The organism is Actinomadura coerulea (assembly GCF_014208105.1).
GTDB lineage: Bacteria > Actinomycetota > Actinomycetes > Streptosporangiales > Streptosporangiaceae > Spirillospora > Spirillospora coerulea.
Genome location: NZ_JACHMQ010000001.1, coordinates 6209559 through 6229334, shown reverse-complemented (window position 1 = coordinate 6229334; position 19776 = coordinate 6209559). Strand labels below are relative to the sequence as shown.

General features: G+C 72.8%; 16 protein-coding genes. 14 read left to right on the top strand and 2 right to left on the bottom strand.

All coding sequences use genetic code 11. The features are described from left to right. The first annotated feature begins 345 nt into the window (after positions 1-345). From BKA00_RS28790 to BKA00_RS28780, 3 genes are read left to right on the top strand one after another with little or no spacing between them, the layout of a single operon-like run. Positions 346-1179, top strand: a complete 834-nt coding sequence (locus BKA00_RS28790; RefSeq protein WP_185030161.1) for a CPBP family intramembrane glutamic endopeptidase — start codon at positions 346-348, stop codon at positions 1177-1179. Continuing rightward, positions 1176-2330, top strand: coding sequence for a histidine kinase (locus BKA00_RS28785; protein WP_185030160.1), 1155 nt, complete (start codon positions 1176-1178; stop codon positions 2328-2330). The genes BKA00_RS28790 and BKA00_RS28785 overlap by 4 nt, the downstream gene beginning before the upstream one ends. Further along, the gene (locus BKA00_RS28780) at positions 2327-2986 is read left to right on the top strand and encodes a response regulator (protein WP_185030159.1); all 660 of its coding nucleotides are present in this window, start codon (positions 2327-2329) and stop codon (positions 2984-2986) included. The genes BKA00_RS28785 and BKA00_RS28780 overlap by 4 nt, the downstream gene beginning before the upstream one ends. Before the next feature lie 188 nt (positions 2987-3174). On the opposite strand, the gene BKA00_RS28775 is transcribed toward BKA00_RS28780, so the two are convergent. Next, positions 3175-4134, bottom strand: a complete 960-nt coding sequence (locus BKA00_RS28775) for an AraC family transcriptional regulator (RefSeq protein WP_185030158.1) — start codon at positions 4132-4134, stop codon at positions 3175-3177. Positions 4135-4366: 232 nt separating this feature from the next. Here BKA00_RS28775 and BKA00_RS28770 point away from each other — a divergent pair, with 232 nt between their 5' ends. After that, positions 4367-5581 carry a cytochrome P450 family protein gene (locus BKA00_RS28770; protein ID WP_230298639.1) on the top strand — a complete coding sequence of 405 codons (1215 nt, stop codon included), beginning with the start codon at positions 4367-4369 and terminating at the stop codon, positions 5579-5581. A 181-nt stretch (positions 5582-5762) separates the two neighbouring features. Then, positions 5763-6788 (top strand): uroporphyrinogen decarboxylase/cobalamine-independent methonine synthase family protein, encoded by a 1026-nt coding sequence (locus BKA00_RS28765; protein WP_185030156.1) that lies wholly within the window; start codon positions 5763-5765, stop codon positions 6786-6788. 178 nt (positions 6789-6966) lie between these two features. Here BKA00_RS28765 and BKA00_RS28760 read toward each other — a convergent pair whose 3' ends face one another. Next, positions 6967-7980, bottom strand: coding sequence for a zinc-dependent alcohol dehydrogenase family protein (locus BKA00_RS28760; RefSeq protein ID WP_185030155.1), 1014 nt, complete (start codon positions 7978-7980; stop codon positions 6967-6969). 204 nt (positions 7981-8184) lie between these two features. Between BKA00_RS28760 and BKA00_RS28755 the strand changes: the two genes are divergently transcribed. From BKA00_RS28755 to BKA00_RS28715, 9 genes are all read left to right on the top strand, one after another. After that, positions 8185-9057 (top strand): helix-turn-helix domain-containing protein, encoded by an 873-nt coding sequence (locus tag BKA00_RS28755; protein WP_185030154.1) that lies wholly within the window; start codon positions 8185-8187, stop codon positions 9055-9057. Between the two features lie 75 nt (positions 9058-9132). Next, positions 9133-9828 (top strand): M15 family metallopeptidase, encoded by a 696-nt coding sequence (locus BKA00_RS28750; protein ID WP_185030153.1) that lies wholly within the window; start codon positions 9133-9135, stop codon positions 9826-9828. Between the two features lie 152 nt (positions 9829-9980). Then, on the top strand, positions 9981-10673 hold the full coding sequence (locus BKA00_RS28745; protein WP_230298599.1) for a methyltransferase domain-containing protein: 693 nt from the start codon (positions 9981-9983) through the stop codon (positions 10671-10673). A 45-nt stretch (positions 10674-10718) separates the two neighbouring features. Next, a complete protein-coding gene (locus BKA00_RS28740) occupies positions 10719-11054 on the top strand; it encodes an MmcQ/YjbR family DNA-binding protein (RefSeq protein WP_185030151.1) in 336 nt (111 codons plus the stop codon). A 136-nt stretch (positions 11055-11190) separates the two neighbouring features. After that, positions 11191-13365, top strand: a complete 2175-nt coding sequence (locus BKA00_RS40085; RefSeq protein ID WP_221493325.1) for a DUF6461 domain-containing protein — start codon at positions 11191-11193, stop codon at positions 13363-13365. A 217-nt stretch (positions 13366-13582) separates the two neighbouring features. After that, a complete protein-coding gene (locus BKA00_RS28730) occupies positions 13583-14311 on the top strand; it encodes a TetR/AcrR family transcriptional regulator (RefSeq protein ID WP_185030148.1) in 729 nt (242 codons plus the stop codon). Between the two features lie 86 nt (positions 14312-14397). After that, on the top strand, positions 14398-16374 hold the full coding sequence (locus tag BKA00_RS28725; RefSeq protein WP_221493324.1) for an AfsR/SARP family transcriptional regulator: 1977 nt from the start codon (positions 14398-14400) through the stop codon (positions 16372-16374). A 192-nt stretch (positions 16375-16566) separates the two neighbouring features. Further along, positions 16567-17736: a serine hydrolase domain-containing protein gene (locus BKA00_RS28720; protein WP_185030146.1), complete on the top strand. Its 1170-nt coding sequence runs from the start codon at positions 16567-16569 to the stop codon at positions 17734-17736. 29 nt (positions 17737-17765) lie between these two features. Beyond that, positions 17766-19619, top strand: coding sequence for a cutinase family protein (locus tag BKA00_RS28715; RefSeq protein WP_185030144.1), 1854 nt, complete (start codon positions 17766-17768; stop codon positions 19617-19619). Positions 19620-19776 lie beyond the last annotated feature (157 nt).

Genomic DNA, 19776 nt, shown 5'->3' with positions numbered 1-19776 from the left:
GTTGCCGGGCCGACCTGCCGTCCCTTGAGCCGCCTCGTGCTTTTGACACAGCCACCCGCCCTCCACGCCGCCGCGCTCCCATGCTGCCCCAGACGGTCCGGGCGGCGCGAACCATTTCGCGGGCGCTGAAACGATCACGCGATTTCGGAAACATCGGTGTCCGCGGGCGAACACCGATGAAGTTTCCATAAGGCCGGCTTCCGCCGACGTGGCCGCGCGGCGCCTGTCCCCCGTGCGAGCTACCCGCAGGTGTCCACCGCACGGTGAAGATCCGGCAGGGGGTGGATCCCTAGCGTTTCGGCGACGCCGCGGCACCACGGCCGCGGCACCCCCGAAGGAGTCAACATGCGACTGCTGAAGCAGCTCGTGGTCGTCGCCGTGGTCGCCGCCGCCGGCGGCGCGGGCGTCAACGGCGCGCAGTGGAACCCGGTCCTCACGCTCGTCCTCGGCGCCGCGGCGGCGCTGGTCAGCCTGTACACCTACCGCTGGGTGGTGCGGCGGACCGAGCGCCGTGAGCCCACGGAGCTGGCGTTGAAGGGCGCCGCCGGCGCCCTCACCCGCGGGATGCTGATCGGTTTCGCGATGTTCGCCGCCGTCATCGTGAACATCGCGTTCCTCGGCCACTACCGGGTCGACGGGATCGGCTCCGCGACCGGCGCGGTCGCTCTTCTCGGCTTCATGGCCGCCGCGGCGGTGTCGGAGGAGGTGATGTTCCGCGGCGTCCTGTTCCGGATCATCGAGGAGCGCACCGGCACCTGGGCGGCGCTGGCACTGACCGGCCTGGTGTTCGGCCTGATGCACCTGCCCAACCCGAACGCCGACCTGTGGAGCGCGCTCGCCATCGCCGTCGAGGCGGGCGGCATGCTCGCCGCCGCCTACGTGGCCACCCGCAACCTCTGGGTGCCGATCGGCCTGCACTTCGCCTGGAACTTCGCCGGGGCCGGGATCTTCGGCACCGACGTCTCCGGCAAGGACGCCCCGGACGGGCTGCTCGACGGCGTCACCTCGGGCCCGACCCTCCTCAGCGGCGGCGAGTTCGGCCCGGAGGCGAGCCTGTACGCGGTCGGCGCGGGAGTGGTCCTGACGATCGTGTTCATGTGGCTGGCGCGCCGGCGCGGCACCATCGTCCGCCGGAAGCGGGGATCCCGCGCCCCCGCCGCCGCTACGCTCGCCCAGTGATCGACATCCGCCGGGGCCGGGAGCTGTGGCGGCGGCTGGACGTCACGGTGCGGGACCTGCCGTTCCCGCTCCTGCTGCTGGCCGGGTCGTTCGTCCCGGCGCTCCAGGCCCACGGGACGCAGGTGGGCGACCTTCCGGCCCGCCCGTTCGACGCGCTGGCCGTCCCGGTGATGCTCCTGACCTGCCTCCCGCTCGCCGTGCGCCGGCGCTGGCCGGCCCTCAGCATCGTGCTCGTGTCGCTCGGGTTCGCCGCCGAGCAGCTCCGCGCCTACCACTCGTTCACGGGCAGCGCCCTGGCGTTCGCGCTGGTGAGCGCGGGCGCCCACCTGGAGCGCCGCCGGTACGCCATCGCGGCGGGCCTCTCCGCGGCGTACGTGCCGCTGGCGGTCGCGCTCGACCGGATCGGCTCCCCCGAAGGCCTGGACGGCTTCGCCACGTTCTACCTGGGCGCCGTCTTCGCGTGGGGCGTCGGGGCGTGGCTGCGCTCCACCCGCGCCGTCGAGTCGGAACGCCGGCGCCGCGTCGCGGAGGCCACCCGGGCGGCCGAACGCACCCGCATCGCCCGCGAGCTCCACGACGTCGTGACCCACCACGTGACGGCGATGGTCGTCCAGGTGGAGGCGGCGAAGTACCTGACCGCCGCCCCCGACCGCCTCGACGAGACCCTGAGCGCGGTCGGCGACACCGGCAGGCGGGCCATCGCCGACCTGCGGCATCTGCTCGACCTGCTCAACCCCGACCACGGGACCGACGCCAGGATGCCGTCCGTCGGGGAGCTTCCCGCGCTCGTGGAGCAGACGCGCCGGGCCGGGCAGCCGATCGAGTTCACCGCGGCGGGCGAGCCGGCGGAGACGGCCGGCAGCGCCGAGGTCGTGGCCTACCGGGTCGTGCAGGAGTCCCTGACGAACGCCCTCAAATACGCCCACGGCAGCCGTACCGTGGTGCGGGTGCAGTACCGCGACAAGGAGATCAGCGTGGAGGTCGGCACCGACGCCTCCGGGGCGCCGGCCGCGTCCCCGGGCGGGAGCGGGCGGGGGCTCGCCGGGCTCCGCGACCGGGTCGGCGCCCTCGGCGGCGACTTCACCGCGGACCCGCGGCCGGACGGCGGCTTCGTCGTGCGGGCCCGCATCCCTTCGGGGAGTCCCTCGTGAGCACGCCGGTCCGGGTCCTGGTCGCCGACGACCAGGCGCTGATCCGCACCGGATTCGCGACGATCATCGACGCGCAGCCCGACCTGGAGGTGGTGGGCGAGTGCGGCGACGGCCGCGCCGCCGTCGACCTCGCCCGCCGGCTCGTCCCGGACATGGTGGTGATGGACGTCCGGATGCCGGTCCTCGACGGCATCGAGGCGACCCGCCTGCTGGCCGGCGCAGGGGTGGCCGACCCCGTCAAGGTGCTCGTGGTGACCACGTTCAACCTGGACGAGTACGTCTACCAGGCGCTGCGCGCGGGAGCGAGCGGCTTCCTGCTCAAGGACGCCCCGCCGGCGCAGCTGCTGCACGGCATCAGGACCGTCGCGGCCGGCGCCGCGCTGCTGGCGCCCGAGGTGACGCGGCAGCTGGTCGGCAGGTACGCGGCGCGGATCCGTCCCGTCGAGGGAACGCCGGCCGACGACGCGCTGACCCCCCGCGAGATGGACGTGCTGCGCCTCATGGCCGACGGCCTGTCCAACAGCGAGATCGCCGCGACTCTCGTACTCAGCCAGGAGACCGTCAAGACGTACGTCTCCCGCATCCTCACCAAACTCGACCTGCGCGACCGCGTCCAAGCGGTGGTCTACGCCTACCGCCGGGGCCTGGTGACCTGACCAGACGCCCCGCCCCTCGGCCCCCGGCGCGGGCGGCCGGTTCGGGAGCCGACGGTGCGGGACGTGGGCTCGGGACGGCGGTGCGCCCGGATCAGGACCGGTAGATCCCTCCCTCGACGGAGGGTAAACGTCAGCACCGTCCTCGCCAAGCTCGGCCTCCGCGACCGCATCCAGGCGGTGATCGCGGCCTATGAGGCGGGCCTGGTGGTGCCGGGCCGCGCGGCGTCTTCGGCGAGTCTGCGGCGGCGGAATTCTCGTGGGGTCTCGCCGTAGCGGCTTTTGAAGGCCGAGGAGAACCAGGTGGGCGTGAGGCCGGCGCGGGAGGCGATGTCGCTGATGCTGAGGCCGCCTTGGGCCGGATCCTGGAGGATGTCCCGGGCGCCGCGCAGCGTTTCCTCAAGGCGCAGGTCGCGGTAGGTGGTGCCGGTCTGGTGAAGGGCGTTGCGCAGGTGGCGCGGCGACCAGCCGAGCGCGCGGGCCGCGGCGGCGAGCGGAAGCTTGCCGGTGCCGAGGTTGTGCCGCACGTATTCGCGGACGAGTCGTGCGACGTCGGTGAGGTGGGCGTCCGGCGGACGCGTCTCCCTGACGGCGATCATGCAGAACAGCTCGGTCATCCGATCGCATACCGCGTGGAATTCGTGGGCGGACAGCGTGTCCTGTTCGGCATGCGTGCTTTCCATCAGGGCGCCGAGGATGCGGCCGAGACCGGTGTTCAGGTCCAGGACGAGACGCAGCGGTGCCGGCGAGTCGAGGTGGTTGTCGAGTTCGGAGCGCGGGACCTGGAACGCGTACGCCTGGGACTGCGGGACGGAGAGCCAGCAGGACTCGTCCATCCCCATGACGGAGGCGCGCCCCGGCGGGGTCCGAGTCTCGTCCTGGCCGTGCCTGACGGTGTAGACGCCCTGCTGCGGCATCACGATCCAGTAGTGCTCGTCGCCAGGGACCCTGCGGACGTGCGACGGCGTCCGGGCGGCGATCCGGTCCCCGCGCTGGTCCCAGCGCATCAGCCGGTAGCTGCCGCTCTCCTGGACGGTGAGGTCCGCGCGCCAGCTCCCCGGGTTCCGGAAGCTGTGGTCCATCGGCAGGATGCTGTTGCTGAGATCGCGCCAGGCGTCGGTGTCGCCGGTGGTCCAGGAGTGGTACCGCATGGGCCTACCTCCGCTGTGAGCCCGCACATGCCCGGTAACCCAACGTCCCCGCACGGTCGCTGTCAAGTCCCTTCCGCCGCCCGCCGGTCCTCTGTTTCCTGACGCCCGACTTCTGGTTCGGGGCAGGATCCGCGCGCGGATCTGGCCGGTGTGTCCGCGCCCGGTGATACTCGGTCCCGCCGCCGAAAGAAGATCCACCGGCGGGTGCGAGACGAAGGGGAATCCGTTGACGATGAGCCTGCCCGCGTTTCCCGCCCTCGACGAGAGCCCGCTCGACACCTGCATCCGGCTCCGGGCAATCGCGCCCGTGGTCGAGGTGCAGTTCCCCGGCGGCGTCCCGGCCTACCTCGCGCTGACCCACAGGGCCGCGCGCGAGATCCTCGCCGGGGACAACAGGACCTTCGCCCGCGACCCGAAGCACTGGCCGGCCCTGCACGACGGTTCGATCCCCGAGGACTGGCCGCTGCGCGCCATCGTCCAGGGCGACCACCTGTCCACCAAGGACGGCGACGACCACCGGAGGCTGCGGGGCCTGGTCGGCCGGGCGTTCACCCCCGGCCGGGTGCGGGGGATGGAACCGCGCATCCAGGAGATCATCGACGGGCTGCTGGACGACGTGGTGGCGGCCGGCGACGGCGTCGACCTGGTGCCCGCCTTCACCGAGGCGCTGCCGATGGCGGTGATCTGCGAGCTCTTCGGCGTGCCGGAGCCGGAGCGGGCACGGCTGCGGAAGTGGACGGCCGCTCTGCTGGCGCACACCACCCCTCCGGAGGAGGCGTTCGAGACCCAGCGGGCGCTCATGGCGTACCTGTACGAACTGGCGGAACGCAAGAGGCTCGAACCGGGTGACGACCTCACCTCGGGCCTGGTCCAGGCCCGGGACCGGGACGACAGGCTCACCACCGACGAACTGGTCGCCGTGCTGTGGCTGATGCTGGTCGCCGGCCACGAGACCACCGTCCACCTGCTGGGGCACGCCGTCGCCGCGCTGTCGGCGCATCCCGACCAGTTGGCGTTGGCCGTGGCCGAGGACCGCTGGGACGACGTGGTCGAGGAGACCCTGCGGTACCGCCACTCGGTGATGATGACCAGCTTCCGCTTCACGCTCACCGACGTGACGATCGCGGACGTGGTGATCCCCGAGGGCAGCGCGGTCGGAGTGGTGTACCAGGCGAGCGGCCTCGATCCGGAGCGGTACGGAGAGACCGCGGACCGGTTCGACATCACCCGCGAGCAGGGCGACGGCATCGGCTTCGGGCATGGTCCCCGCTACTGCATCGGCGCCCCGCTGGCCCGCCTGGAGAGCAGGCTCGCGCTCGCATCGCTGTACCGGCGGCTGCCCGGCCTCACCCTCGCGATCGACCCGGACGACATTCCCTACTCGCCGTCCTTCTTCACCGTCGGCCCGCTTTCGCTCCCCATCAGGCTCGGCGCCGAGGGTCCCTGACCCCTCAGTTGCACCGCGGAACGCCCTACATCAGGCAGGTCGTCAGCTGGAGCTTCCGGCCTGCCCGCCGCCCCATGTCCTTTCGGAGCTCGGTGGACGCCCACACCCTCACCCGTCGGCCAGCGCGATGAGTTCCGACGACTCCCCCCCCATCGACCTTGCAGAGCCTGGAGTGACCTCCGTGAAACCGACTGTGCACCTGTGCGGAAGCGTGCCGCTCGCCGATTCCGAGACCGTGTTCCGCGCGGCCGCGACCGCGCTCAACGGCCGGGTCCGGCGGATCCCGGACGGCGAGCCGGGTGAGCGGGGCAACTGGGTCGTCTGGCAGTTGCCGAAACTCTCCGCGCACCCGGACCTCGAAACGGTGCCGCCGCCCGGCCGGGAGTACGGGCCCACGATGCGGGTGCGGCCGAAGCCCGGCGTCGACCCGGCGTCGGTGACGTTCGAGCCGCTCGGGTACTCGGCGGCCGCACTCGACTCGTGGCAGGTGTTCACCCGCCTGCGCGCGGAGGGAGTCATCCCGCCGGACGTGCGGTTCCAGGTCAGCCTGCCGACACCGGTCGCCGTGGTCGCCGCGTTCGTCGCGGAGCACCACGCGGAGCTCGAGGCCGCCTACGAGGCCCGGCTACTGGCCGAGCTGGAGGAGATCCTGGCGGTGATCCCGCCCGAGGACCTGGCCGTCCAGTGGGACACCGCCGTCGAGTTCGCCGTCTTCGAGGAGGTCTACCCGGCCTGGTACGGCACCGACCATCCGACCCGCCTGGCCGAGACCGTGAAGCGCCTGGTCCGGCTCGGCAACGCGGTACCGGAGGAGGTCGAGCTGGGATACCACCTCTGCTACGGCGACTTCGAGCACACGCATTTCGTCGAGCCCGCCGACACGTCCACACTCGCCGCCGTCGCCGGGGGCATCGCCGAGGGCATCGGGCGGCTCCTGGACTGGGTGCACATGCCCGTGCCGCGCGACCGTGCCGACGAGGCGTACTTCGCGCCGCTGTCGGCCCTGTCGCTACCGGCGGAGACCACTCTGTTCCTCGGGCTCGTCCACGCCACGGACGGACTCGAAGGCGCCCGCGCGAGGATCGACGCGGCGCGCGGGACGGTGAAGAGGTTCGGCATCGCCACCGAATGCGGCATGGGCCGACGCCCGTCCGAACAGATCCCCGCCCTCCTCGCCCTGCACGCGGCGGTGGCCGACCTGCTCTAGCGGACGGCCCGTGATCGAGCCCGACACCAGGTCCCGCCCGGAAATGATCACCGCTCGCCTGCTCGACGGAGAGGGGTGCCGACGCACCCCGCCGGCGATGGCCCAGCCCACCGGGCTGGGCCATCGCTCTCACATGGCGCTCTGCGGGGTCTCACGGTCTCGATGCACGGCGGCCGGGTCAGGGGCGCAGCAGGGTCTTGATGGCACGGCGTTCGTCCATGGCCCGGTAGCCCTCGGCGGCGTCCTCCAAGGGGAGGTCGAGGTCGAACACGCGGCCGGGGTCGATCCGCCGGTCCAGGATGAGCTGGACGAGCTCGGGCAGGAACCGGCGGACGGGAGCCGGCCCGCCGTGCAGGTGGACGCCGGAGAAGAACAGCTCCTCGCCGGGGATGGCCACGCCGTGGGTGACGCCGACGTAGCCGACGTGCCCGCCGGGCCGCGTGGCGCGGACGGCCTGCATCATCGACTGCTGGGTGCCGACCGCCTCGATGGTCGAGTGGGCGCCCAGCCCGCCGGTGAGGTCCTTCAGCACCTTGACGCCCTCGTCGCCGCGTTCGGCGATGACGTCGGTGGCGCCGAACTCGGCGGCGAGCCTCTGCCGGTCGACGTGCCGGCTGAACACCACGATCCTCTCGGCCCCCAGCTGCCGGGCGGCGAGGACGCCGAGCAGGCCGACCGCGCCGTCGCCGACGACCGCGACGGTCTTGCCGGGACCGGCTTCGGCGGCGACCGCGGCGAACCAGCCGGTGCCGAGGACGTCCGAGGCGGCCAGGAGCGAGGGGACCAGGTCCGCGTCAGGGGTTCCGGGGACGGCGACCAGCGTGCCGTCGGCCAGGGGGACCCGAGCGTACTGCGCCTGGGTGCCGCCCACGGGCTCGGCGTTCACGCACCGGGACTGGTAGCCGGCCCGGCAGATCTCGCAGGTGTTGTCGGAGGCGAAGAACGACCCGACGACGAAGTCCCCGACCCTGACGTTCCGCACGTCCGCGCCGGTCTGCTCGACCACCCCGACGTACTCGTGCCCCATCGGCTGGTCGCTCACCTGGTCGGCGCCGCGGTAGGGCCACAGGTCCGACCCGCACACGCAGGCGGCCTCCACCTTGATGACGGCGTCGGTCGGCTTGGTGATCCGCGGGTCCTCCCGGTCCTCGACTCGCACGTCGCCCGGGGCGTGCATCACTACACCACGCATGGGTTCCTTTGCTCCTTCGTTGTCCGTGCAATCCGGATCTGCCATGGGGCCTCGGCCGGGCCTGGGCACCCGGCGATCCGGGACCGCGTCGGCGAGGTGGCCAGTACCCATGAAAAGGGCTGGCCAGCCGGGCTGGAAGGCACTGGTGACAGGTGTACCGGCAGGGCACCCCTCCTCCGAGCGGGGCCGCCTAGCCTGGAGAGCGTGGACAACCGCAGCCAGATCCGTGAGTTCCTGACCTCGCGCCGGGCCAAGATCACACCGGCGGACGCGGGGCTGCCCTCCTACGGCACCCGCCGCGTCCCCGGGCTGCGGCGCACCGAGGTCGCCCAGCTCGCCGGGGTCAGCGTCGAGTACTACTCCCGCCTGGAACGCGGCGACCTGTCAGGAGTCTCCGACCAGGTGCTGGACGCCCTGGCCCGCGCCCTGCGCCTGAACGACGACGACCGCACCCACCTGGAGGACCTCGCTCGCGCCGCCGGCCCCGTCCCGCGCCGCCGGCGCCGCCCCGCCGCCGGGGTACGGCCGAGCGTGCACCGCCTGCTGGACTCCATGACCGGGGCGCCCGCGATCGTGATGAACGGCCGCGGCGACATCCTGGCCGCCAACGCCCTCGGACGCGCCCTGTACGCGCCCATGATCGAGGCCGCCCGCGGCAAGGTCCCCAACCACGCCCGGTTCATCTTCCTGGACGACCGGTCGCGCGACTTCTGGGGCGACTGGGAACACGCCGCGGACACCACCGTCGCCCTCCTGCAAGCCCAGGCCGGCCGCGACCCCTACGACAAGGCCCTCACCGACCTGGTCGGCGAGCTGTCCACCCGCAGTGAGGACTTCCGCATCCGCTGGGCCCGCCACGATGTGCGCCAGTACCACGTCGGCACCAAGCCCTTCCGGCACCCCGTCGTGGGCGTCCTCGACCTCACCTACGAATCCCTCGACCTGCCGGCCGACGACCTCACCCTCGTCGCCTACGGCACCGAACCGGGAAGCGACGCAGAGGACAGGCTCCGGCTCCTCGCCAGCTGGGCCGCCGAAACCCCCGAGCCCCAGCGGGCGCGAACGGACCAGGCGTAACCGTCCCGGCGCATATCGTCGGCATATCGAAAAACCTATACGCCCCGGCAACGCCATGCCACTTTCACTTGTGGCATGTCACCAATACTGCCATCACCGCGAAAAGCACCCCGCAAGCTCTACTGGCTTATCGCGATCGGCCTGGTGGTCGTCATGGCGGCGATCGGCTCGGCCCTCGGCCATCGGACGCGGAATTCCTCGCAATCCTTGTCTCCGTCGTGGGTCTCCTCCCCCGCGTCACCATCTGACGTCCCTCGCCGCGAGCAGCGCGCCGGGCCCGGCGAGAACGCTCCTCGCTCCGGCCCCGGCGGTCGGGTCGGCAGAGGTGACGGCGTCGTCCCGGACGGTGTGACCGTCTTCGACGACGCGTTTCCCGCCGTGGCCAGACTCGATCGGCAACTCCTCGCGGCCCTCCGCCAAGCCGCGACGGACGCCGCGGACGACGGAACAAGGTTCTACGTCAACAGCGGCTGGCGTTCCCCGGCATATCAGAATCGGCTTCTTCGAGACGCGATCTCCAAGTACGGTTCCGAGGAGGAGGCCGCCCGATGGGTGGCCACCCCGTCGACCTCACTTCATGTGAAAGGCAAGGCGGTCGACATCGGGCACTCCGACGCCACGAAATGGCTATCGAAACACGGGGCCGAGTACGGGTTGTGCCAGATCTACAGGAACGAATCCTGGCACTACGAACTACGCACCAGTGCGATCGATCGTGGCTGCCCGCCCCTGTACGCCGACCCCACCCAGGACCCGAGAACCCGGCCGTGACCATCCCGGTTGACGCCCGTCACAGCAAATCGAGCTGGGGGGGTCCGCCCGGGAGGCGTCGTGGTCGAGCGCGGCTTCGCCGCCGCTCCGGGCGTCCGCGGCGGCAAGGCCCCACCAGGGCGGGACGGGTGCCGGTAGGTCACAATGCCGGTGTGACGCGGCTGCTCGATGATGGCGAACTGGCGAGGTCGTCGGTCGTGGCGAACTGCACGATGAACCGCGAGCGGTCGCTCAGCGGCACCAACGGTTACGGCAGAGAACTCGGCATCGACGTCATGGCCGAGATCAGCGCCCGCGCCAGGACCTCGCCGCCCGTGCGGTGGCTGGACCTGTGCTGCGGGAGCGGACGGGCGCCCGCCGAGGCGGCCGCGCTTCTGGCCGATCGCGGTCTGGCCGGACAGGTCGAGATCATCGGTCTCGACCTCGTCGACCATTTCGTCCCGGGCCCCTTCCCCGCGATGCTGCGCCTGGTCGGCGGCTCGGTGGTCGAATGGGTCCCCGACGGCCGCTTCGACCTGATCACGTGCGTGCACGGGCTGCACTACGTGGGCGACAAGCTCGGCGTCCTGCGCCGTATCGCGTCATGGCTCACCGACCAAGGCAGGTTCGTCGCCAACTTCGACGCCCGCTCGGTCCGCCGCGAGGACGGCACCTCCGCCGGCCGTCGCCTCACGGCGCAGTTGCGCGCGCAGGGGTTCGCCTACGACTCCGTCCGCCGCCGCGTCTCCCGCCACGGGTACGGGCAGGTGCGGTTCCCCTACCGCTATCTCGGAGCCGACGATCAAGCCGGCCCGAACTACACCGGCCAGGCCGCCGTCGACTCGGTTTACGAGCCTCTTCGATGAGGCTCCGGGGATGAATCGTCCTACCCGGCTGGTACATCTTCGGGCATGCGTCCTGAGGAGTTCCTGCGCACGGTGCTCGCCTTGCCGGAGGTCACCGAGCGCGAGGCGTTCTCGGATCTGACCGGCTTCCGGGTTCGCGGCAAGGGCTTCTGCTACCTCAACGAGAGCGAGGGCTTCGTCCTGCTCAAGGCCACTCGGGAGGAGCAGGCCGCCCTCATCGCCGAAGACCCGGGCACCTTCGCTCCATCGTGGGCGAGTGGGCGCTTCGCGTGGGTGGAGATCAAGCTCGCCACCGTCGAGCCCGAGGAACTGCGCGAACTGGTCACCGAAGCCTGGCGGCTGTCAGCCCCCAAACGCCTCGCCGCCGCGCTCCCCGCCTGAGCCCGGGGGGCCGCCACGAGTCGCTCACACGGGCGACCGCGTACCGGCCGCAGGCGTCAGTGTCAGCGGCGGGGCCTAGTGTTCTGCCATCTTGTACGCGGTCGCAGCCGGAGGTGTCGTGGTGGAGATCTCAGACGTGTTAGTCGACGAAGCGGCCGGGCCGATCGCCGCGGCCATACCGCTGATCGCCGGTCGGATTCCGGAGACACCGGCCGCCGCGCTCGGCCGGCTGCGGGTCGTCGCCGACGGCGCGGAGCCGCGTCGCCGATCGGCTCCCGGGCCTCGTCCCGCGGCCGGCTCGCACATGCGCGTCCAGCCCGGGCCGGACGGGTCGCCGGCCCTGGAGGCGCTCGGCGAGCTGCCGCCGTTGCTGGTCGAACGCCTGCTCGGCGCGCTGGAGCTGACCGTGCCGGAGCTGGACCTCGCCGGAGTCCCGGACCTGTCCGGCCTCCTCGGGAAGCCCCTGAACGGCGGTTTCGGCATCGGCGTCACGGAAGGGACGAGCGACGCGGTCCGCGGAGCGGCCCTCCTGGAGAGGATCCGGCCGGGCGCGGTGCCGCTCGTCGCCGCGCTGGCCCGCCGGCTGGCCGCGCACCCGCGCGTGGCCGCTCTCCTCGCGGTGGACACCGCGATCACGGGGGAGCGGGAGGTCGCCGCGGCGCATGGCGCGGCACGGCTCGCGCTGGCCGTGTCCGCCGCCGCCGCCGTCGTGCGGCGGGCGGGCGTCCAGCCCCCGGCGGCCGGACCGCCGGCGGTGCTCGGCGTCGCGATCGGCACCGCGGCCCTGCTGCTGCGCGAGGCTCCGATGCCTCCGGGTTACGCCGCCGCCGTCCTCGCCAAGACGCGGGCGGAGTACGTGCTGCCCCTCGGGGCCGGCGGCACGGCGGAGGTCAGGGGGCACCGGTTCGCTCTGCTGGAGGGCGACGGCGCCCCGGACGTCGATTTCGGCGACAACGGGCTGGTCGCGGTGGTCCCGGGCGGCGTGGTGATCCGCACCGGCGTGGAGAGCGGGCACGTGCGGTTCACGCTGCGCGTCCTGGAGGAGCCGCCGCCGGACGTCGCGACCGGCTGGGAGGAGATCGTCGAGGTCAGCTGGCGCGCGGCCGCGGGCGGCGCCTCCGTGGCGGGCGCCTCCGCGGGCGGCTTCGGGCCGGGTGGGCCGCCGCTGCGCGCGATCACTCCGCCCTGGCCCGGCGACTACCGGCTGCGGGTGCACGCGCGCGGTCGCGACGACACCGTCGAAACGGAGAACTACGAGCTGGTGGTGTGGCGGGCGCCCGCCGCACCCGCCGTCGTGCACGCCCGCACCGACCGGCTCGGTCACCGGCTGCGCGGCCAGCCTGAGCCGGTGCGTCACGAACCGCCCGAGGCCGCCTACCGGTGGCTGCGCGGGAGTTCCCTGGAGATGGCCGCGACGGTGACGGTGGTGACCGGGACGGACGTCGCGGACGTGCTGCGCGCCTTCGGTGCGGACCCGGACCGGCCGGAGTCGATGCGGGCCATGAACGAGGACCTGATGGCCCGGCGCTCGACCGATCCGTGGGTCGCGGTCCTGGACCGGGATGGAGCCGTGCTCGCCGTCGAGTACAACGGCTGGCAGGGCTCGACCAGGCCCGTACTGACCCGCGCGTCCGCCGGCGGCCGGGCCGCCAGTATGTACTGGAACGTCAACGCGGTGACCCGGCTGTCGTTCGCCGAGCACGGCGAGGTGCTGCTGTCGGAGGAGCCCTTCGGCGAGCTCGACGCGCCACCGCGGCTCACCGAGGCGCTCGCCGGTCTCGACTTCGCCGACTACCACCGCGACAAGACGATGCTGGGACTGGTCGCGGCAGGGCGATTCACCGGCCATGGCATCACCGCCGAAGACCTGGCCCGCGTGGAGGACGCCGACATCGGTTTCCGGATCGTTCCGCACCTGCCCCCGCTGTACCCGTACCGGGCGCGGTCCGGCGCCCCGCTCGGCACCGTCATCGAGGAACTGGCCGGGCTGCCCGAACCGGCGCTTCGGGACCTGGCCTGGTGGGCGGCGGCGGAGTCGGCCCGCTACGCGGGGCTCGGAGAAGACCCCGACGTCGCCGCCAGCGTCGCCGCTCGGGCCCTGACCGCCGACGCCCACCTGCGCGCCCGCCGCTCCCAGCTCGACGGCGGCGAGCACCCTTGGGTCTGGCGCGCTCTGCACCGCGCGACCAACCCGGACCCGCTCGCCGCGGTCGCGGACGGCGCCGACGCGGCACGCCACGCCGCGGGCCCGCACGCGGCGAACCTGGTCGCCGACTTCCGGACCAGGATCACGGCCCTCGCCAAGCCCTGACGGTCCTTCCGGCAGGGTCCCTTCAAATAGACATTGATGTCTGTTAGCGTGGCCTCTCGTCACGCGCGCCGGCTGAAAGGTCGTCCCGACCATGTCCGCTGAGCGGGCCGGTGTTCCCGGCACCGCCTGACCCCGCTGGAGCACCGATGCCGTCACACCAGAAAGACATGGCCGTTCAGCTGACCTGGGACAGTTCGCGGCGCGCTATAACATTGTCATGCCCAAGACGCCGGCGGGGACGCGCGAGAAGCTGATCGAGGCCGGGATGCGGCTGCTGGAGGAACGGGGGCCGGAGGCGCTGAACGCGCGGGGGCTCGCCGCGGAGGTCGGGGCGTCCACGATGGCCGTCTACACCCACTTCGGCGGGATGGCCGGGATGTACGAGGCGCTCGGCCGGGAGGCGTTCGCGCGCTTCGAGCGGTACCTGCGGCAGGTGCCCGACACCGACGACCCCGTGACCGACCTGCTGGTCCTCGGGCTGGCCTACCGGGCGTTCGCGGCGGCCAGCCCGCAGCGCTACCGGCTGATGTTCGGGCTCGCCTCGCCGGGGGCGCTGCCGTCGTTCGGGCACGACCTCACCGCCGAGGGCACGCCGGCGACCGCCGCCGAGCTGAACGACGCCTTCGCGCTGCTGCCCCGGCAGGTGCGGCGCGCCATGAACGCCGGGCGGATCCGCCGGGACGACCCGGTCCTCGTGGCCGGGCAGATCTGGTGCGTGATCCACGGCTACGTGCTGCTGGAGACCACGGGGGTGTTCGGCCGGGAGGGCCGCGGCGTCCTGCACGTGCTGGGGCCGCATGTGATCAATCTGCTGGTCGGGCTCGGGGACGAGCGCGAGGCCGCCGAGCGCTCCGCCGGGCAGGCGCTGCTGGGCGCCGAGGCGGCCGGGGCCGTCGCCTGCGAGCCGGCGCCCCGCCGGGGCCGGCGGCCGCGGCCCGCGCGGTGACGTGACGATCGCCACGCGGCCGGTCTGAACCAATCGCCGCATCGCGTCATCACATAAGGAACAACTACCCATTACAAAGTTATCCCATGGTCCGCGATGCTCCCCTTCACGCGCGGACCGTCCCTGATCAGCAGTTCGAAGAGATCGGTCTGATGATGGCGATGGCGATGACCTCGGGCACGATGCCGGACCAAGCCCCCCGCCCGCTCGACTTCACCGTGCTGGGCCCGGTCCGGGCCTGGCGCGGCGGTACCCGGCTCGACCTCGGCCCGCTCAGGCAGCAGGCCCTCCTGGCCGCGCTCCTGCTGCGCCCGGACATGACCGTGAGCCGGCGGGAGCTGCTCGACGGCGTCTGGGGCGTCGAGCCGCCCGGCTCCGGCAGCAAGATCGTGCCGGTGTACGTCCATCGGCTGCGCCGCTGCCTGGGCACGCTCGGCGAGCACGCGCAGGAGTCGGTGATCGCCCGGGAGCGGGGCGGCTACCGCTTCGTCAGCCGGGGGACGGCGGTCGACGTGATGCGACTCGACGAGACCGCGGACGGGGCGGCCGCCGCCAGGAGGTCCGGCGACCTGGCGGCCGCGGCGAGCGCCTGCGACGAGGCCCTCGGGCTGTTCCAGGGAGAGCCGCTGGCCGGGCTGCCCGGGCCGTTCGCGGAGGCGGAGCGCCTGCGGCTGGAGGAGCGCAGGCTCACCCTCCTGCAGGAGAAGGTCGAATGCCAGTTCCAGCTCGGCAGGTTCGTGGACGCCGTCGGCGAACTGCACGCCCTGATCCCCAAGCATCCGCACAGCGAGTCCCTGACCTCGCTGCTCATGCGGGCGCTGTACGGGAGCGGCCGCCAGGCCGACGCGCTGGCCGCGTACTCGCACCTGCGCCTCCGGCTGGTGGAGGACCTCGGGGTGGAGCCGGGCGATCGGCTGCGGCGCGTGCACGAGGCGGTGCTGCGCGGTGACGACGCGGCCCTTGACCTCGTTCCGCGCGACGGGGCCCGAGGCGGGGCGCGAGGCGGGGCGCGCGCGCGGGTCGTCCCCGCACGGCGCGTCCCCGACGAACTGCCCGCGGAGGTCGGGGAGCTGGTCGGACGGGAGGACGAGCTGGCGCTGCTCACCGGCCGGGGCGGGCCCGCGGTGGCGGTGGTGGACGGGGTCGCGGGCGCCGGCAAGACCGCGCTCGCGGTGCGCGCCGCGCGGGAGCTGCGCCGCGACCACCCGGACGGCTGCCTGTTCGTGGAGCTGCACGGGCACAGCGGACGGCGGGAGGCGGTGCCCCCGGAACGCGCGCTGCGCCGGCTGCTGCGGGCCGTCGGCGCCGGGCCCGCGTCCGGCGACCTGGACGAGCTCGCGGCGTCCTGGCGGAGCGCCACCGCCGGGCTGCGCCTGCTGCTGGTCCTCGACGACGCCTCCGGCGCCGACCAGGTGCGCCCGCTGCTCCCGGCAGGGGCGGGCAGCCGGGTGCTGGTCACCAGCCGCCGGCGGCTGGTCGGGCTGGACGCGGACCGCCGGGTCTCGCTGGGGGCGCTCACCCGGCAGGCGGCGGAGGCGCTGCTGACCCGGATCGTGGGCGCAGAGCGCGCCGCCGCCGAGCCGGTCGCCGTGCGGGAGCTCGCGGCCATGTGCGACCGGCTGCCCCTGGCGCTGTGCATCGCGGGTGCGCGCATCCAGAGCCGCCCGTCCTGGGCGATCGGGCATCTGGTGCGAAGAATGGCCGATGCTCGGCGGCGCCTGGGCGAGCTGACGGCGGAGGACCGGAGTGTGGAAGGGGCTTTCCGGCTCTCCTACGACCGGCTTCCCGCCGCCGAGCGGCGAGCGTTCCGCGCCTTGGGGGCGGCACCGGACGGCCGATCCGGCCATCGTGCTCTGGCGGCGGCCCTCGGCTGGGCGGCGCAGGGGGCAGAGCAGGCGCTGGAGAACCTGGTGGACGCCAATCTCGTGCAGCAGCCGTCCGTCCACCAGTACCGGCTGAACGGACTGCTCGCACTGTTCGCGCGAGAACTCGCCGCGGAGGAGCCGCAGGCCCTGGGCAGGGCGGGTCTGGTCGCCGTCGCAGGCGCGCCTTCACTCCTTTAGCCGCCGTTCACCTTTCCTTTCTCCGGCAGCACGCGCCGAACGGCCGCAGAGGCGTTCGGCGCGTTTTCGGCATGTCCGCGAAGTGCCGTCGAAAATAACAGGCGAGGCGGCCTCGATATTCGCCTGTCATCGTAATTTAAACGGGTCTCACTAGCGTCGCAGACAAGATCGTCGAATTGTCTGGGAGACCGAATGCGAAGTCGGAAGTTGCTCGTCCGCGCCGGCGCGACGCTGGTCGCGGCGGCCGCCACCGTGACGGCGGTGACGATGGGCGTCCAGGACCGGGAGGCCACGATCGCCTCGGCCGGCGCGAAGACCGAGGCCGGTAACGACGTGCGGGCCGCCGCCCTCCAGGAGCGCGTGGCCAGGCTCCAGTCCGAGCACCACCTGCCCGGGGTTATCGGGATGGTCCGCAGCGGCGCCGACACCCAGTACGCCGCGGCCGGTCACGGCGACATGTTCATGCGCGTGCCGGCCGACCCGAAGGCGAAGGTCCGCATCGGCAGCAACACCAAGGCGTTCGTGTCCACGGTCCTGCTGCAACTGGAGGCCGAGGGCAAGCTGTCGATGAACGACACCGTGGACCGGTGGCTGCCCGGCCTGGTCGCGGCGAACGGCAACGACGGCCGCAAGATCACGATCCGGCAGCTGCTCAACCACACCAGCGGGCTCCCCGACTACATCAACAACCTGCGGATCTCGGGGTCCTACGTCGCCGACATCAACCCCTACGAGAAGTGGGACCCGCGCGTGCTGGTGAAGGCCGCCACGGCCAACAAGCAGCTGTCGGCGCCCGGCACCAAGTTCAACTACTCCAACGCCAACTACGTCCTCGGCGGAATGATCATCCAGGCCGCGACCGGGCACCACCCGGCCGTCGAGGTGACCAACCGGATCATCAAGCCGCTCGGCCTCACCGACACCACGTTCCCCGAGGCCGACCCCAAGCTGTACGGGAACTGGCTGCACGGCTACTTCACCATCCGGGACATCTCGTTCTCCAACGTCCAGATGTTCGGCGCGGCGGGCGCCATGGTCTCCACCCAGGAGGACCTCGCCGACTTCACCCGCGCGCTCGCCTCGGGCCGCCTGCTGCCTCCCGCGCAGCAGCGCGAGCTCCAGCAGACCGTGTCCCCGGAGAAGCCCTACGGCCTCGGTGTGATCATGATGAAGACCCCGTGCGGCACCGCGTACTCGCACAACGGCGCCGTGCTCGGCTACTTCAGCCAGTGGTTGACGAGCCCGGACGGCAAGGACCAGGTCGTCGTGGCCACCAACCGCTACAACATGATCCCCGACAAGGCGGGCACCGCGATCGTCACGGCGGCACAGGACGCCTACTGCGCGCTGAGGGGCGAGTGATGAGCTCCGGACTGCACGCAAGGAAGCCGTTGAGGCGCTACCGCGGACCGGCCGTCGCGGTCGCGGTGGCCGGAGCGGTCGCGGCCGCCGCCGCGGTGCCGCTGCTGAACACGGGCGGGCCGGTCGACGCGGCGCGGACGTCCGAGGCCATGTCCTGCACCCCGATCAAGCTGATCGTCGTGCCCGGGACCTGGGAGACCACGTCGGCCGCCGACCCGAACACGCCCGTCGGCATGCTCCGCGGCGTCACCGAGCCGCTGGAACGGCGGTTCGGGAACCGGATCTCCTCCTACTGGGTCGGCTACAACGCGACCGCGTTCGACCAGGGCAAGACCTACAACGACTCCAAGCAGACCGGGATCGACGCCGCCCGCAAGGCGATGACGGACATCTCCCGGGACTGCCCCGGCACCCGGTTCGTCGGGCTCGGCTTCAGCCAGGGCGCGGACGTCAACGGCGACGTCGCCGCCCAGATCGGGGCCGGGAAGGGACCGGTCCCGGCCGCCTCCTACCTCGCGGGCGGGGGCGTGGCCGACCCCGGCAGGGGGACCAAGGGCGAGGTGAACCTCGGTGACCCGCTCCCCGGCACCCGGGGCCTCGCCGGGCCGCGGCCGGGAGGCTTCGGCGAGCTGTCGGGACGGGTCGCGAACGTGTGCCTCAAGGGCGACCTGTACTGCGCCCTGCCGGAGGAGAACGAGCTCACCGCAACCCTCGGCACCGTGCTGAGCCGTGTCGGCATCGCCAACCTGCAAGGCTCGGCGGAGCGCGAGCTCTCCACCGACCTCGGCACCGTCAACGGCAGGCCCGCCGACCTCACCGCCGTCCCCAACGGCGTGAAGACGCTGACCGGCCAGGCGCGCGGCAAGGACACCACCGGGGCGGCCCGCACGGCCGGCGACCTGGCGAGGCTCGTCGGCCCGCTGCAGGCGCTCACCCGCGCGGTCGCGAACCCCGTCGTGGTGAACACGCTGCTGAACTCCCCACCGGGCTCGCAGAACCAGATCGCGGGCCAGGTGCTCCAGGCGCTGTCCAAGACCGACCTGGTGGGGCTCGCCAACGAGCTCGACGCGGTGCAGGCCGCCGCGAAGGCGGGGGACACGGCCGCGCTGGCGCGGGCGGCCCTCGCCGCCGCCGCCAAGGCCGCGCCGCTGACCGGGCTGCCCGCCGACCAGGTCGCCAAGGTCACCAAGGTCATCCAGGGGCTCCAGCCCGTCGCCCTGCTGGCCCAGGCGAGCAACGTCATCGGCGGGATCAGCCGGATCGACTACCGCGGGATCCAGCGCGCCGCGCGGGCCGTCCCCGTGTACGCCCAGCGGGGCGACACGCGCGGGGTCTACCGTTCGCTCGTCGCGATCGAGGACCGGCTGATGCCGCTGGCCGAGACCGCCAACCGGGTCGACCTCACCCCGCTCGCCGCGCTGCTGGCGATGTGGCCGCCCGGCTCCCCCGAGCGCGCCGTCGGGGAGGCGCTGGCGATCCTCGACCGCGCCGACTGGGTCCGGATCACCCGCGACCTGCGCGCCATCCAGAACATGCTGGACGACTTCGACCCGAAGCGGCCTCCGACCATCGACCCGGCCGACCCGGTCAAGTCGCTCAACGCCTTCTTCGGCGTCGACCTGCTCTCCCTGGTCCCCCAGATCACCGACCTGACCGAGCATGGTCTGGACGTCGCCGGCGTGCCGCTGCCGAAGGGCACGCTCGACCGGCTGCTGAAGACCCGGCTCAACCCGGGCAACCTGGTCAAGGAGGGCCTGGACGCGGCCGTGTTCTACGGAACGCGGCGGCACGTGATGTACGGCACCGAGCCCGTCGACGGGAGCGGGCGCCCCGCGTTGGAGGTCTTGGAGAGCTGGCTCGCCGAGCGCATCGAGGCCGCCTGACCCTCATCGTCCGCACAGCGGTTCCGACCGCCGGCAGGCCGGGTGACGCCCGGCCTGCCGGCGGCGTCATGACACGAGGAGACCGCCCGCGGACAGGGCCACTGCCTCGTCCGCGGGCGGTCGGGCGGAGACGGGCGCCGTCCGGGGACGGCGCCCG